General features: G+C 54.6%; 12 protein-coding genes and 2 pseudogenes. 3 read left to right on the top strand and 11 right to left on the bottom strand.

The window, feature by feature from the left end:
* Positions 1–73: 73 nt before the first annotated feature.
* Entirely contained in the window at positions 74–559 is a 486-nt protein-coding gene (locus DU506_RS05010) for a peroxiredoxin (RefSeq protein WP_114485844.1), read from the top strand.
* Between the two features lie 55 nt (positions 560–614).
* On the opposite strand, the pseudogene DU506_RS05005 reads toward DU506_RS05010, so the two are convergent.
* The 4 genes and pseudogenes from DU506_RS05005 to cobA form a co-directional block, all read right to left on the bottom strand.
* Positions 615–1,939: pseudogene (locus tag DU506_RS05005) on the bottom strand (IS4 family transposase).
* An 85-nt stretch (positions 1,940–2,024) separates the two neighbouring features.
* Entirely contained in the window at positions 2,025–3,998 is a 1,974-nt protein-coding gene (locus DU506_RS05000) for a putative bifunctional diguanylate cyclase/phosphodiesterase (protein WP_114485843.1), read from the bottom strand.
* A gap of 223 nt (positions 3,999–4,221) precedes the next feature.
* Positions 4,222–5,151, bottom strand: a complete 930-nt coding sequence (locus DU506_RS04995) for a PRC-barrel domain-containing protein (RefSeq protein ID WP_114485842.1) — start codon at positions 5,149–5,151, stop codon at positions 4,222–4,224.
* A gap of 134 nt (positions 5,152–5,285) precedes the next feature.
* Positions 5,286–6,206 carry a uroporphyrinogen-III C-methyltransferase gene (cobA, locus tag DU506_RS04990; protein WP_114485841.1) on the bottom strand — a complete coding sequence of 307 codons (921 nt, stop codon included), beginning with the start codon at positions 6,204–6,206 and terminating at the stop codon, positions 5,286–5,288.
* A 56-nt stretch (positions 6,207–6,262) separates the two neighbouring features.
* Here cobA and DU506_RS22080 point away from each other — a divergent pair, with 56 nt between their 5' ends.
* On the top strand, positions 6,263–6,601 hold the full coding sequence (locus DU506_RS22080; protein ID WP_235825445.1) for a hypothetical protein: 339 nt from the start codon (positions 6,263–6,265) through the stop codon (positions 6,599–6,601).
* A 70-nt stretch (positions 6,602–6,671) separates the two neighbouring features.
* Here DU506_RS22080 and DU506_RS04980 read toward each other — a convergent pair whose 3' ends face one another.
* From DU506_RS04980 to DU506_RS04965, 4 genes are all read right to left on the bottom strand, one after another.
* Complete coding sequence (locus tag DU506_RS04980) at positions 6,672–7,139, bottom strand: hypothetical protein (RefSeq protein ID WP_147273735.1); 468 nt, start codon at positions 7,137–7,139, stop codon at positions 6,672–6,674.
* Between the two features lie 37 nt (positions 7,140–7,176).
* A complete protein-coding gene (locus DU506_RS04975; RefSeq protein WP_114485839.1) occupies positions 7,177–7,707 on the bottom strand; it encodes an Hsp20/alpha crystallin family protein in 531 nt (176 codons plus the stop codon).
* 218 nt (positions 7,708–7,925) lie between these two features.
* Complete coding sequence (locus DU506_RS04970; RefSeq protein ID WP_114485838.1) at positions 7,926–8,474, bottom strand: DUF421 domain-containing protein; 549 nt, start codon at positions 8,472–8,474, stop codon at positions 7,926–7,928.
* Positions 8,475–8,496: 22 nt separating this feature from the next.
* The gene (locus tag DU506_RS04965) at positions 8,497–9,156 is read right to left on the bottom strand and encodes a rhomboid family intramembrane serine protease (RefSeq protein WP_220254299.1); all 660 of its coding nucleotides are present in this window, start codon (positions 9,154–9,156) and stop codon (positions 8,497–8,499) included.
* Between the two features lie 482 nt (positions 9,157–9,638).
* On the opposite strand from DU506_RS04965, the gene DU506_RS04960 reads away from it, so the two are divergent.
* Positions 9,639–11,048, top strand: a complete 1,410-nt coding sequence (locus tag DU506_RS04960) for a PhoH family protein (protein WP_114485837.1) — start codon at positions 9,639–9,641, stop codon at positions 11,046–11,048.
* 60 nt (positions 11,049–11,108) lie between these two features.
* Here DU506_RS04960 and DU506_RS04955 read toward each other — a convergent pair whose 3' ends face one another.
* The 3 genes and pseudogenes from DU506_RS04955 to DU506_RS04950 form a co-directional block, all read right to left on the bottom strand.
* Positions 11,109–14,378: a bifunctional diguanylate cyclase/phosphodiesterase gene (locus tag DU506_RS04955; RefSeq protein WP_235825444.1), complete on the bottom strand. Its 3,270-nt coding sequence runs from the start codon at positions 14,376–14,378 to the stop codon at positions 11,109–11,111.
* Complete coding sequence (locus tag DU506_RS22435; protein WP_268877303.1) at positions 14,375–14,509, bottom strand: response regulator; 135 nt, start codon at positions 14,507–14,509, stop codon at positions 14,375–14,377. The genes DU506_RS04955 and DU506_RS22435 overlap by 4 nt, the downstream gene beginning before the upstream one ends.
* Positions 14,510–14,582: 73 nt before the next feature.
* Positions 14,583–14,684: pseudogene (locus DU506_RS04950) on the bottom strand (IS5/IS1182 family transposase); the annotation flags it as partial.

Genomic DNA, 14,684 nt, shown 5'->3' with positions numbered 1-14,684 from the left:
GGAGTGGGTAAGGCGTCACACTGAGGCAGCGCATTCCTCGATGCGCTATCCGCAATTTAACAAGGAAGCCCCGATGACGATTTCCGTAGGCGATAAAATTCCCGACATCACCATCAAGACCAACGGCCCCGGAGGGCCCCAGGACATCTCCACCGGCGAGCTGTTTGCCAATAAACGCGTGGTGCTGTTCGCGGTGCCCGGCGCTTTCACGCCTGGTTGTTCCAACACCCACATGCCCGGCTTCGTGGTCAACGCCGACAAGATCCTCGAGAAAGGTGTGGATACCATCGCTTGCATGGCGGTTAACGATGCTTTCGTGCTCGACGCCTGGCAGAAGAACCAGAACGCCCAGGCCTTCACCATGCTGGCCGACGGCAATGCCGACTTCACCAAGGCACTGGGGCTAGAGCTCGATGCCTCCGGCGCGGGCATGGGCACGCGGTGCAAGCGCTTTGCATTGATTGCTGACGATGGGGTAGTGAATTACATTGGCGTGGACAGCAAGGGCGTAAAAGATAGCAGTGCCGAGACTGTGCTCGAGCTTCTCAGCCGTACATAGGCGGGACGTTTTACGCCCCACCAAGGAGGGCAACGCTTAAAAAAACAAGGACGCACTACTGCGTAATGCCAGTNCTGGCATTTTTCTTGGTGGGGTATTTCTGTGGTCGGCGCCTGACCGATCGAGGATAAGACCGCTCGCGTCGCTCAGGCAGGACGAAGGCAGGTGCCATGTCCAGCATCGATTGAAGCACGCCGGGCACGCGTCCCGGCGAGACCCAAGGTAGGATCGTCAACTCCTTGATGAGCCAGTGGGCAGCCTGATGGAAGCTGAGCTGGTTGGGATGCACGGCGTCCAGGCTATAGGCCATGCGAGCCATCTGGAAACGGATCAGGTTGTAGGCCAGCAAGGTGCCCCAGAGCTCCTGAAAGACCATCTCCGGCGTGCGGCTGCGCAACGTTAGGCGGTTTCCTAACAACGATTGCTTGATTTCCCGGTAGCCCAGTTCGATTTCCCAGCGATGGCTATAAAGGTCGACAATATCTGCCGCCGGAAAGCGCAGCGGATCGGACATCGAGGTCAGGACCTGGGTCTCCTTGCCATTCACCTTGCGGCGTAACAGACGCGCCGTCATTGTCGGCGGCAAGTCCGGCCACTTCTTGCGCGCCTGAGGTGACGTGGTCAAGGTCACCAGGCGGTCTTGCCTGCCCAGCGAGCGTTGTTCCTGATAATGCGTTCCCTTCTTCAGGGGAATGAGCCAATGACGTTGCTCGCCTGCGCTCTGCCAGGCATGCAGCAGACCCAGGGAGTAGAACCCACGGTCAAACAGTGTCAGGGAGTGGTCCGGGGTGCTGCTGATGAGCTCAGTAGTCAACTCCATTCGCTGCTCGCGACGCTATTGAAGGCCGAGCCCGTCAGTAGATGGCTGGTCAGCTCCATCTGGCACACCATGCGAATCTGTGGATAGCTCGCCTCCCCCTGAGCATTGCGTGTGCGCGCGAATGCCGCCTGGTTCTCGGGAGAGTCAGGCGTACGCCAGACCACGCCGTCGACACCCAGTAACGTCCGGCCGCACCAGTGGGGGCGAGGGGTCTGCTGATGCCACAAGGCCTGGGTCTGCTCGAAGACGCGCTTGACGGGTTCCACCCCAAGCCTTTGACGTGCTTGCACCACGGCACTGGGCGCGACGAAGGGGCGCTTGCCGGGTAGCATGATGTCGAGGTGATTGACGATCTGACCCATCGGGATATGCCGAAACAAGGCCATCCCGACCACGGCCCAGACGACCATGTCCAACGGCAGGCGGCGCTTGCGCAGCGTGGCCACACCGGCTTCTTCAAGACAGGTGTCGATCAGTTCGGGAGAGAGTACCTCGGAGAGGCTGGAGAAATCGTCGGGTACCGCCTTGGCGATGGCATCAATGGCGTCGCTGAAATGCATGAGACCTTTCCGTATCAGTTGCCTGACACGGAAAGGTCTCATGATCAGCTTGTTGAGAATAGTCTTGACTGACTGGCATTACGCACTACTGCGTCCTTGTTTTGTGTTCTTGCTCCCAGGCTATGTTCTTCCGATTATTTTGTGCAATAAAACCAATACTTCCGTGCATCTTATCCCTTACGAGAAACTTCCTGAAATCATCCGCGGCTAGCGGGGGGCTGAAAAGAAATCCCTGCCCACCCTCGCATTGCTGGCTGAGCAATAATTTATAATGTTCTCTGGTTTCAATGCCTTTGGCCGTGACTCGAAGATCAAGCGTTTTCGCCAACTGAATAATCGCTTTCACGATAGTGATAGCATCAGCGTCATGCGGCATGTCATGCACAAAGGATTGATCAATATTGACGGTATCGATTGGAAAGCGCTGCAAATAACTGATCGATGAAGGGCCGACCCCAAAGTTGTCAATGGTTAACGTCAGGCCCAGCTGGTGCAATGATTCGAGCATCGTCAGAGAGGCCTTTGCATCATGCATCAAGCTGCTTTCGGTAAATTCCAACTCGAGAAAATGGGCTTCCAGGCCGGTATCGTCAAGGATCTCGATAATGCTTTCCAGAAACTTCTTGTTGCATAGTTCCACCGTGGAGATATTCACCGCAACCGGCACGATATCAATTCCTTCGTTACGCCATGCCTGTAGTTGCCGACAGGTTTCATGCAGCACCCATTGGCCGATGGGGACAATCAGACCGCATGACTGGGCAACGGGCACGAATTCTGAGGGATGCACCAGGCCCAAAGAGGGCTCGTGCCAGCGAACCAGCGCTTCAGCACCGCACACCTCACCCGTCACCATATCGAACTTAGGTTGAAAATTGAGAAAAATTTCGTTTTCCTTGAGGGCTTGATGCAGGTGGCTTTCGATAAACAAACGCTTGACGGTAATTGCATTCATGCCGGGCCGAAAGAAATGATAGGTATTGCGACCATCTTTCTTCGAGTGGTACATCGCAAGATCGGCATGGTGCATCAACTCACTCGTATCGATGCCGTCATTCGGGTAGAGGCTGATACCCACACTGGCGCTGACATGCACCTCATGGCTGTGGATGTAATAAGGCTCGACAATGGTGGAGAGTATTTTTTCAGCTACTTTCGCTGCATCTGCGGGTTTGTCAATTTCAGCCAATAGAATCACGAATTCATCACCGCCCTGGCGACAGACGGTATCCGTATCCCGCACGCACTTGCTTAGGCGCTCCGCTACCGCTTGCAACAGTAGATCGCCCAAGGCGTGGCCCAGCGTATCGTTGATAGGTTTGAAGTCATCAAGGTCCAGGTAAATCAAGCCCACCTGATGATGATGACGATGCGCCAGGCCAATCGCTCGATTGAGTCGCTCCACGAGCAATACCCGATTGGGCAGTCCCGTCAGCACATCATGCTGTGCCAGGTAGGTCATCTTTTCCGACATGCTCTGAGACTGGCAGGCATCGTGAAAGATGATCACCGCACCGGTGACATCTCCATCTTCGTCATGCAGAGGCATAGCTGAATCCTCGATGTGGAATTCGCTACCATCACAGCGAATCAACACGCAATTCATTGCCAGCCCCACGGCTCGGTTTTCTTCGATAGCGCGCTGCGCCGAATTGGCAGCGGTTTCATACGTCTTGGCATCAAGGATCTGAAATATCTCGGCAAGCGGCTTTCCAATGGCATCCTCACTTGCCCAGCCGGTCAGCGTTTCCGCCATGCGGTTCAGGTAGGTCACAGTACCGTATAAATCGATGACCAATACGGCGTCGCTCACCGCATTGAGCGCTACTCGCGTCCACTCTTTCTCGGCATACAGTTTCTCGACATACAGTTTTTCTGAAGACGATGCCGTCTGCGTTTCGGCAAACGCCGCCCTGAGGCCTTCGCCCTGTCCCTGTCCCTGTCCCTGTTCATTTTCGCTCGGCGGAAATTGGCTTGCCGGCGGGGGGGTTGAATGTTGCTCCCCTTCTTTCCCTGAAGCCCAATGATCCGCACCAAGCCCCTGCTTATAATCAGACATGATCAATTTCCCCAAGAAATTCCCCCTCGATCGATTACCAAGAAGAATAGTAGCGAGGCTTGGGGTATTCAATTAAATTAGCTTTATAGCCTTATTAATTTGGATAAGAAGAATGTGCCTTAAACTCAGATAATCTGCTGAAGTCTTCGCCACCCATCGTCGGTAAAAAAAGCGCGACCGGAGCCGCACTTTATAATTACGCTACATTAATTCAACTAATTACTCAGGAGCTGCCACCTCTCGCTTCGCTCAAGCGCTGGTCACCCTCCACTTCCTCGAAGTCTTCTTCACGATATTCTTCAGCGGCGGAGCGAAGTTGCTCTTCGCTACGCTCCTGCTGCGATACCAGCTGGCCCCCCTGCACTTCCAACGCTTCCAGGGGAATAGCCAGTTCTTCAGCACCAAATCCCAGGAAACCGCCGGTGCTGACGATGCCGTAAAGCTGGCCATCCTGGGTATGGCGGGCAATACGATCGATCTCGCCCATTTCCTCATCCTGGTTGGTGACTACCATCATGCCTTCAAGCTCGCTGGCCTGCATGGACATGAGTGAGCTTTCCTGCTCGGTAGTCGTCTGGGTCTGTTGCTGCTGATCTTGCTGCTGCTCTTCTTCATGCTGCATTTCAACGTCGACTTCTCCGCCACTCTCTACTTGCACCTCCGCTTCGCCCTGCTCCTCTACGGTAACGTTAGGTTCCGCCTCTTGAATTTCAACATCCGGTTCCGCCTGCTCCACATGTACTTCCGGCTCGGGCTGAGTGATGGTTACGTCCGGACTATGTTGCTCGATAGTCACCGTGGGCGGCTCTTGCTCCACCTCAATATCCGCTGCTTGTTCATCCACTGTTACCGTAGTGCCTTCATCTTGGCCGGCCTGCTGCTGACTGGACTGCTGCTGACCACCCTGCTCCTGATTCACTGCGCTCAGGTATTCCTGCAGCGTCAAACGGTCATCATCATTCGTGTCAGCTTGATCGAACCTTTCCTGATCCATATCGAGGCCGTCTTCAGCTTCCTGCTGGCTCAAATAACCATCTCCGTTAGCGTCCGCTTCGATGAATCTCTGCTCTTCGTTATTGTCCTGTGCCAGAGCGCCACTGGCCATACCAGCACTTAGCGCCCCAACTGCGATAGCAATCATCGTCCTTCTCATAACATGCCTCCTTGATTGGGTTGCAAGCTTCAATCTAGACCACCAACTCGCTAGCCAAGGACAAAGTTACAAAAAATCAACAAAAAACAGAAGGTAAGTAATTGCTATCTCAATAAATACATAACTTATGTTATTTAAAGGCCGTTATTGCTTCCTGAGGACGTATTGCTGACGGTTTTTTCCACCATGCTCACCACACTGCCGACCACGATCAGACAAGGAGAAGGCAGTGGCTCGGCGGCGAGCTTTTCGGGCATATCCGCCAGTGTACCGGTAAGCGCGCGCTGTTCCGGCAAGCTGGCGTTGGCCACCAGCATGATTGGCCAGTCATCGGGCAACCCGGCGCTACGCAGCCCAGCGCAAATCGCTCCCGCCTTGGAAAGCCCCATATAGAACACCAGCGTTTCATTACGACTGGCTAATGCCGCCCAATCCGGCGTGCCATCTTCACGACATAACTGAGCAGTGATAAACCGCAGCTGCTGGGCATGGCCACGGTCGGTAAGCGGAATCCCCATGCAGGCGGCGGCAGCCGAAGCGGCGGTAATGCCGGGAACGATTTCTGCCGGTACCTGAGCGTCGCCCAGCAAAGCAAGCTCTTCACCCATACGACCGAAGATGCCGGGATCACCGCCTTTCAGGCGTACCACCGACTTGCCTTGCCCCGCCAATTTGACCAGCAACGCACCGATTTCGGCCTGGGGCATACTGTGATGACCGCGCGTCTTGCCCACGTAATGGCGCTCGGTTCCCATCGGAATCAGCGCCAGCACATCATCCCCCACCAAACGGTCGTAGACCACCGCATCAGCCTGCATCAGCAACCGCGCCGCCTTGAGCGTCAAAAGTTCCACATCACCGCTGCCTGACCCTACCAAGTACACACACCCTTGACGACAGGCGCCGCGCAACGAAAGGTTGGGGGTAGCACGGTGTTCCTTGTTGGACGTTAGGCAGGACAGGTAACGCCACGCTCCCTGGCTCAAGCGGGACTGGTTGAAACGGGCGAAGGCTTCAAGCCACTTCTGTTTAAGACTTTGGGTCAGAGTGCGCATGGGGGCCCTCTCCTCTTCGATCAGGGATTTTATTTCAGGAACGCAGTTACCGTATTGTGTACCGCAAGCATGCCTTGCGCCCAGCGCATCATAGCCTTCACGACCCAGTCCGGCCAGGGTCGGGCTGGAACAGGATAGCTGAGCTGGGCAGTATAAAAAGCGCAGCCCTTGAGCTGCGCCTTTCGACAGTGATTGGTCGCTTCGGTTGGAAAGCTGGGCAACCCAGTATCGAGCAGCAGAGCCTGCATGCCGACGCCAAGACTTTCTATGCCGGCAGTCTGGCGGTATCCATGCGGCGTGACATGGATTCGCCCGAGGGTCAGCAAGGTGCTGGAACCTTCAACAGTTTGCTGGGCCGCCACATACGCAAGGTACTGACGCTATCGGGCGATTGATTTCACCCACATCGGAGAATTCGCTAACCGCTCGGTGAATGCCTTTCTCATCCCACTGGTCCAGACGCAACTATTCTTCCCGTTCTCCCTGGATATCAGCTGCACGGTTTTCTTCTCCGACCAGGTACTTTTCGACAAAACGTTGTCGCTGCTTTTCATCGAGGAAAGGGCCGAAATAGGCAGGGTCAAGACCTGCCTCTCCGGCTTCAAAGCCAGCGGTTCCAGCCTTCGTTTGTGCATCCACGGAAACCGTGGAATAGAGATTATCTCGAATGATCATACCGGCGTGCTGGGCCGGGGTAAGGATGACACCCCGTTCGAGGTGATCATCGATAGTGCCTTCCATCTGGGTACCCAGCATCACTTCGTCTTTATACTTCTTGCCCTTCGCTTCATCTTCGAGTTGTTGACGCACTTCGCGCTCACGCTGTTCGGCAGTATCGTTGATATTGCGCTCATCGTTCATGCTCAGTTCCTTTTTCACTAACGGAAAATGAATCGACATCGCCGCCAGCCCAGGTAGCGTCGACTGCAACAAGATAGGCACCTTGTGCCAAGGTGCCTAAAAAATAAGCTCAATGCTTGATGGGGATTTCCTGGCGCTTCGGTGCCGCTTCGGCATCGCGGGGAATGGTCACGGTGAGAACGCCGTTATTGAAAGAGGCCTGGATTTCCTCCTTGCGGGCATCCGCTGGAAGGTTCAGCATTCGGCGAAAACTACCGTAGGAACGCTCGATGCGCTGATACCGTCCTTCCTCGGATTTTTCCTCCTGACGCTTTTCACCTTCGATGATCAACTGGTCATCTTCAAGGTTCAGCTTGATATCCTTTTCTTCGACACCCGGCACTTCAACGCTGATCACGTATTCCTTGTCACGTTCCGCGATATCCACACTGGGACGCAACAGGCTGGGCACTTCCCCTGAAGCACTCGATGGCATGCCGAACTGGCCCATCACCCTATCCATCCAGCGATCGAGCTCCTGATGAATACCCATTAATGGCGAAACCTCACCACCGCTGGATTTCACCGGAGTGGAACCCGACCGAGTATCACTGGCTTCGTGCCTAAGCCAGTTCCAAGGAGAAGGCTTGTGCGTATTCATCCTTAAACACCTCCTTTTTCTGTCAATATCCATGTAGTCGAGGCAACTGCATCTAGCAGTGTTGAAAAGACACATAAGGCTATCAAGGAGGAAAGTTGAAATCGTACGCAAAAGCATGAATTTCTCTGACTATTTAATATAAATAAGACTGACTGGACATCAATAAGCATTAAATCCAGAGACTTGGTTTATGCAACTTATTTGCTTGCCAACTTACTTCATAGTTTTTCATTCTGCTTGGAGGACCCGGCAGGCGAGAGGCCTTCGAGTGTCGGCCCCGTTATGCGTTTTTCACTGCGTTGCACCACGCTGAAGGAGCCATCCGTCTCCAGAACCACAGCTTCCACCACTTCCAGCATGGGCAAACCGGCCGAGCGCACCGCCGCGCGCACTTCGTCTTCGGTCACCCGGGCACTTTTCAATGCCTCGGGCAGCAGCTTTCCCTGATACAGCACCAGGGCGGGCTCTCCCGTCACCAACTGCCTCACCCAACGCGCTCGCACGCTCGACCAGGTGACCACGAACTGCATCCCGACCAGAAGTCCGAGCGCAGCGATACCTTGAGCCAGCGACACGTCCTTGCTGAGCAATATGGTGGCAAGCGTCGAACCCAGCGCCACGGTCACTATCAAGTCAAACGCATTCATCTTGGAAAGCGTGCGCTTTCCGGATATGCGCAGCACGGTAACCAAAGCTACATACGCCAACACCCCGATTATCCCCGTGCGAACTATCGCTCCCCACCCATCGAAGAATATCGTTTCCATTGCTGCCTCGTCGGTTTGATAATCAATGACGCCTTTGGCGATCGAACAACACGATAAAGATCAGCCCGAACAGCATGCCGGCCAAATGAGCGAAATTGGCCACCCCCTGTTGCGTGCCGAACACGCCAGCCATCAGTTCCAGTATCCCCAAGAACACCACGAAGTATTTTGCTTTCATGGGAATCGGCGGGATAAGCAGCACCACGATCTGGTTGGGAAACTTCATGCCGAAGGCCAGCAAGATGGCAAACACCCCGCCTGAAGCTCCCACGGAAGGTGCCGGGGGTATCGCGCCAACGGAAGACAGCAGCACCTGTACCACCCCGGCCCCGACAATGCAGAAGCCGTAAAAGACAGCGAATTTCAACGAACCCCAGACTCGCTCTATCGGCCCACCGAACATCCACAAAACGAACATATTGATAAACAGGTGGAACAGACCGCCGTGCAGAAAAGCATAGGTAACCAGCTGCCATAGGCGAAACTCACCCCCCGCGAACTCTGGCGGTAATTGAGTACTTACTTCCGCCCCAAAGGGCCATAACGCCAGATACTGCATCCCCAGATAAGGCGCGTTCAATAGCGCCAGAAAACTGAGGGCATTGAGTATCAACAATGTCATCACTACCGGAATGGAGCCCCGTGAAGCTAGGCTTTTTTCCTCCTGTTCCATGTGTTGCATATGAGCTCCCTTGAAAAGCATTTTCTCCAATCTGATAACCACTTGCGCCGCCAATATCTCTCTTGTTCGACGAAAAAATGGCTCTTTGCTGCATTAACGACATAACAGAAGTATAGAAACATGAGTATAGGAAACATAAGCATAGGAAACATATTCGTAAACGAAACGCTGGCCGGAGGCGATGGCTCCCCGAGCGTGAAAGTCGTCAGCTGAATCAAGCAGGTAAGGTGCCTGCGTTTAAACGCCGTGTGGCAAAGTCAGAAAAAGCGTCTCATGCTTGAATAGCGTCACAAATATGTCTTGAACTCCATATCGAAACTATCTCGAAACCATCTCACTCAAAACCATCACAAAACCAAAGGAGGCCAGCGGGTAGGTGTCAGGGAAGCGACACTGGCTGAAGTAGTTGAGAGCCTGTCACATGACCGTAAGGTTTCAGTGCCAGTGTCGATGTTGCCGTCAACCAAGGAGAACTTTGACCGATGGTACGATTCGATAAGAAAGCCACGCGGCTTTACGTGCTGGATACCAACGTATTGATTCACGACCCCACCGCGCTCTATCACTTTGATGAGCATGACGTGGTCATTCCCATGACGGTTCTAGAAGAACTCGACAAGCACAAGAACGGCATTCGCGAGATTGCCCGCACGGCACGCCAGATCATCCGCACCCTCTCGGACCTGACCAACCAAGTCGATTTCCAGGAGATTCAACAAGGCATTATCATTCCCAAGCTCAGCGGGGAAGCCGGCCGCCTGCGTTTCCTTTGTTATCAGGATCTCAAACCACTGGATAATATGGAGGACAGCCCAGACAACCGTATTCTCGCCGAGACCTGCCGGCTGCGTGAGGAAAGGCCCGATGCCTCGGTGGTGCTGGTCACCAAGGACATCAACCTGCGAGTCAAGGCGGCCGCACTCGAGGTACCGGTAGAGGATTATCTCAACGATCGGGTATTTTCCGATTCCGACACCATGATCGAGGGAGCCAAGGTCTACGTACCCGCCGGCCAGGATGCCAAGGGGCTATGGGAATCGCTTAATGTCGAGGTGAAGGTCGAGCGTCTCGAAAATCATACGTTCTATCAGCTCAGCGGAATAATGCCGCATGACTGGCATGTCGGCATGCTGGTATCCGACAGTGAAAACGGCGCTGAATTCGAGGCCATCGTACGGGAGTTGGGGCCCTCCAGCGCACGCCTGGAGCTGCTGACCAATTACCGTCACCACACCGGCGTATGGGGTGTTCATGCCCATGACAGCCGCCAGAACTTCACTCTCAACCTCTTGATGGACCCGGAGATCGACCTGGTCACCATCGCCGGCAATGCAGGAACCGGAAAGACGTTCATGACCCTGGCGGCGGCCTTTCAGCAGACACTGGATTTCAAGCAATTCGAGCGTATCGTCTTTACGCGCGTACCCGTGCCGATGGGCGAGGATATCGGCTTTCTGCCCGGCACCGAGGAAGAGAAGATGTCGCCGTGGATGGGAGCCTTTCACGACAACATGGACAACCTGCTGCGCAACGAGGACGGAGAAAGCAGCTGGGACAATGACGCCACCCGGACGTTGATCGGCTCTCGCGTCCAGATTCGCTCGCCGGGCTTCATGCGTGGGCGCACCCTGAACGATACCTTCCTGATTATCGATGAGGCGCAGAATTTCACTCCCAAACAACTTAAATCGCTGGTGACCCGCGCCGGTCGCAACACCAAGATCGTCTGTCTGGGCAATGTGGGACAGATTGATACCCCCTACCTCACCGCCAACACCTGCGGCATGGCTGCCGTGGTCGAGCGTTTTCGCGACTGGCCCCACGCCGGTCATATCACCTTGACCAGCGTGGAACGCTCGCGCCTGGCACTGGCCGCCGAGGAATTGTTGTAAGAAGCACCTACACCGCCGGGGCATTACGCTCCGGCCTTCGCAACTTAATGGCTACCCTGCTCAGGTATCCGCCTCATGGCCACGCATTAGCGTCTGCTCGGTCTCGTCACTTCGCTGGCGCGCCAGATTGAGCTGGTAGGCTTGATGCTGTTCCTCCAGGTAAATTTCGAGCGTGGCAAGCGGCATGGGACGAGCGAAATAATAACCCTGTAGCCAGTTGCAGCCGTGCTTGCGCAAGTAGGCATATTGCCCCTGGGTTTCGATACCTTCCGCCACCACCCCCAACTGAAGATGGTAGGCCATGGAAAGAATACCTTGAATAATCGCCGCGTCGCGCTGGTCACTGATCACGTCGTTGACGAAAGAACGGTCGATTTTGATCTTGTCGATGGGCAACCGTTTGAGATAGCTGAGGCTGGAAAAACCGGTACCGAAATCATCGATGGCGATGCGGATGCCTTCCCTGCGCAATTTATGCAGGGCATCGATGGCGTGTTCGGCGTTTTCCATCAGGATACCTTCGGTCAACTCCAGCTCCAGCAGGTTGGCCGGTAACCCCGTGCGCTCCAGCGACTCACGCACACTGCGGATGAAATTACCTCGTTGGAATTGCATCGGCGAAATATTTACCGCCATCGTGAAGGCGCCTATCTGCATCGAATTCAAACGCACATTATCGCGACAGGCAGTGGCCAATACCCAGTCGCTAATCGCAATGATTTGCCCGGTATCCTCCGCCAAACCGATGAATTCTACCGGGGAAATATATCCTCGCTGAGGATGTTTCCAACGTATTAGCGCTTCAAAGCCGATAACCTGACCGCTGAACGCATGGACTTGAGGTTGGTAGAACAACTCGAATTGCTGTTTTTCAATAGCAGTTTGCAATTCATTGCGCAACACCACCCGCTGGCTTTCCTGAGTATTAAGATCACAGGTAAACCATTGATAAGTATTGCGCCCTTGACGCTTGGCCTGGCACATCGCCAGGTCGGCTTGTTGAATCATCTCCAAGGGGTTTTCGAGCAGACCGTCCGCTATCGTCAGGCCGATGCTGGCGGTAAGGCGAATATCACTCTCGTCGATGCGATAAGGCAGGGCAATGCTTACCAGCAGTTGTTCCACCACTGAAATGACATCTTCCTCGTAAGCCAGTTCGGGTAACAAGATGACGAACTCATCTCCGCCGAAACGTGCCACGGTCTCGCCGGGACGCAAGGCATCCGTAATCCGCTGGGTCACCTCATTGAGTACCTGGTCACCCAATTGATGGCCCAGGTTGTCGTTGATGGGTTTGAAACCATCCAGATCGAGGAACAACACCGCCAACTTGTGTTCATAACGACCCGCAATACGACTGGCCTGCTTCAGGCGGTCCTCAAACAAAGAGCGGTTGGGCAAGCCGGTCAGGGCATCATGGCTCGCATTGAACGCCAATTGCGCCTCGTATTCCCGCTGTGCCGAAATATCATGCTGAATACTGACGAAGTGGGTCACTGCCCCTTCTTCATTGAGCACCGGTGAAATGAACAGTTCATTCCAGAAGGATGTGCCGTCCTTGCGATAATTCAGCAATACCACCTGGACTTCATACTGGTCGTGCAATGCCTCTCTCACTGCATGAACAGCGCTCGCTTCGGTGTCGGGGCCTTGCAGGAATCGACAATTTCGCCCCAACACTTCTTCGCTGGGGTAACCGGTGATGCGCTCAAACGCCTTATTGACGTAAATCACTGGATAATCCGTCTGTTTGGCATCGGCCACCATCACGCCGTTGATGCTGGCATTCACCCCCCGCTCAAGAATGCGTAACACCTTCAATGTTTCCTGCAAATCATCATGTTTGACGGACAGGCGCTGCCCACTGCGTACCGATAAATGATGGAGCTGCTGGCTACCCATCAGCAGGAAAGTGAATACCAGCACAGTCAGCCACAGAAGAGTCGGCAACATGCCCAATCGTTTGAGTTCCCGTGTATCCAGGTAACTACTCATCTGCCAGCTCCCGACGTGGGGCAGAACCGCTTTCTGGGCTACCAGCGGATACCATTGCTGCGGATCCGCTAACGGCCGAGAGCTGAAAAGGAGTTGATCTTCGGCATGGACTTGCATACTTGTGTCATCCGTCACCTGAAAGGCGCTGCGATTCAACAAGGCAGAAACGTCGAGCTCGGCTCTCAGCCAGGCCGTATGATTGTCTTCCACTACAAGAGGAAAAGTGAGCCATACAACCGGGCGCCCCTCGGCCTGAGTAATAGAACTCACCTGAATGGTTGAAGACGGCATCAACTGGTGTTGCCAATCCAGCATTGCACGATTCAATACCGGCATTGCGCCCTGGGTGCTTGTCTGCGCCGATTGCATCGCATGACGCAGCAAGCGCCGGTTCTCATCGAATAGCCATAGCGAAGCGAGCTCGGGGTAATCACGTAGGTAGCTTTCAGTTTCACGTTGCCACAGGCGATCGTTAGGCAAATAAGGCGGCACCTGCCAGCGCTCGGCCTGACGCTGTAGCAAGGCAAGACGTTCCTGTAGCGTCTGAGCAATGTTTGACTCGAATTGGTGCAGCAATGTCTTGCCATGCTGATCCAGAGTCGTCAGGTTTTGTTGTGCCAGCAGAAACCAGCCGCTACAGGCAAGCACTACGCCCATGACGCCCACCGACAGGGTAAAGCGCCCCATCCTCTTGAACATGGCATGGCCACCTTGGGGATTGACCCATAACACCATGCCTGCCAGGACGGCAAAGACGCCCGCCATGACAGTCGCTTGCTGATAGCTGTAAATGGACAAGCCGGACAGGGAGACCGGCATCCATCGCCAGGCATCCAGAACGTGATACAGCACATGCAGACCGCCGGCGATCATCAGCACATAGCCAATACCCTTGGCGAGGCGCATGCCACGTGCCTCGGTGGTAGTCGCCAGCATGCCGACGGCCACCAGGATTATCAGCAGCGCCAGACCACTGGGTAAGCGTTGATACCCAGTGAACCAAGAACTCCCCAGGTAATTCTCGCCCGCCAGAAAGCTCTCGCCTGCCAGAAAACCCTCGTTTGCCAGAAAGTTATGCCCCAGATGATAACCGGCAAAGGCCAATAACAGTGCCATGATGCCACGACACAGCGTCAGCTGACCTTCCAGGCGCAGCATTAGGCCGATGGCAAAAATCGCCAACGCCGCGGCATTATCCGGGCGCATCAGAACGCTAGCGGTATTTGCCGGCTCAGCCTGCTGCCAGAAATGCAAGCCACCCAACAGCGCCATCGCAAGCGCCGTCAACGCCACCAGCCATTGGAAAGAATTACGTAACAGCAAGGAGGATCTCATGGCGTGTCTCGCTGTGCGGTAACGCCCTGATACGTCTCGTGACGCAATAGACACTGCAGAGCGCTCAAGACCTTGGGTTCGTCGTCCACCAGCAGGAGATGCGCGTTTACCCGGGCCAGATCCTCGAGCAAGGCCTGGACCTGTGTTCGGTTTTATCGCACATAAGCTAGTTATAAAACTTTTTTCCTAGGGCCTGTTGACCTTTCACATGGGTAGCCATAAAAAACCGCAGGCCAAGGCCACCATGCTTTCGTAGTTTCGTTTGAGTTTGTCATACCGCATCGCTATCGCGCGATACGGCTTCAA

The organism is Vreelandella rituensis (assembly GCF_003336665.1).
GTDB classification, from domain to species: Bacteria; Pseudomonadota; Gammaproteobacteria; order Pseudomonadales; family Halomonadaceae; genus Vreelandella; species Vreelandella rituensis.
Note: the sequence above shows the minus strand (reverse complement) of the source record. Positions and strands in the feature narration are given on the sequence as shown.

Bases quoted from the DNA above. Each gene is read 5' to 3' on its own strand.
- DU506_RS05010 (WP_114485844.1), top strand. From the start codon at position 74: ATGACGATTTCCGTAGGCGATAAAATTCCCGACATCACCATCAAGACC.
- DU506_RS05000 (WP_114485843.1), bottom strand. From the start codon at position 3,998: ATGTCTGATTATAAGCAGGGGCTTGGTGCGGATCATTGGGCTTCAGGG.
- DU506_RS04995 (WP_114485842.1), bottom strand. From the start codon at position 5,151: ATGAGAAGGACGATGATTGCTATCGCAGTTGGGGCGCTAAGTGCTGGT.
- cobA (WP_114485841.1), bottom strand. From the start codon at position 6,206: ATGCGCACTCTGACCCAAAGTCTTAAACAGAAGTGGCTTGAAGCCTTC.
- DU506_RS04975 (WP_114485839.1), bottom strand. From the start codon at position 7,707: ATGAATACGCACAAGCCTTCTCCTTGGAACTGGCTTAGGCACGAAGCC.
- DU506_RS04970 (WP_114485838.1), bottom strand. From the start codon at position 8,474: ATGGAAACGATATTCTTCGATGGGTGGGGAGCGATAGTTCGCACGGGG.
- DU506_RS04965 (WP_220254299.1), bottom strand. From the start codon at position 9,156: ATGCAACACATGGAACAGGAGGAAAAAAGCCTAGCTTCACGGGGCTCC.
- DU506_RS04960 (WP_114485837.1), top strand. From the start codon at position 9,639: ATGGTACGATTCGATAAGAAAGCCACGCGGCTTTACGTGCTGGATACC.
- DU506_RS04955 (WP_235825444.1), bottom strand. From the start codon at position 14,378: ATGAGATCCTCCTTGCTGTTACGTAATTCTTTCCAATGGCTGGTGGCG.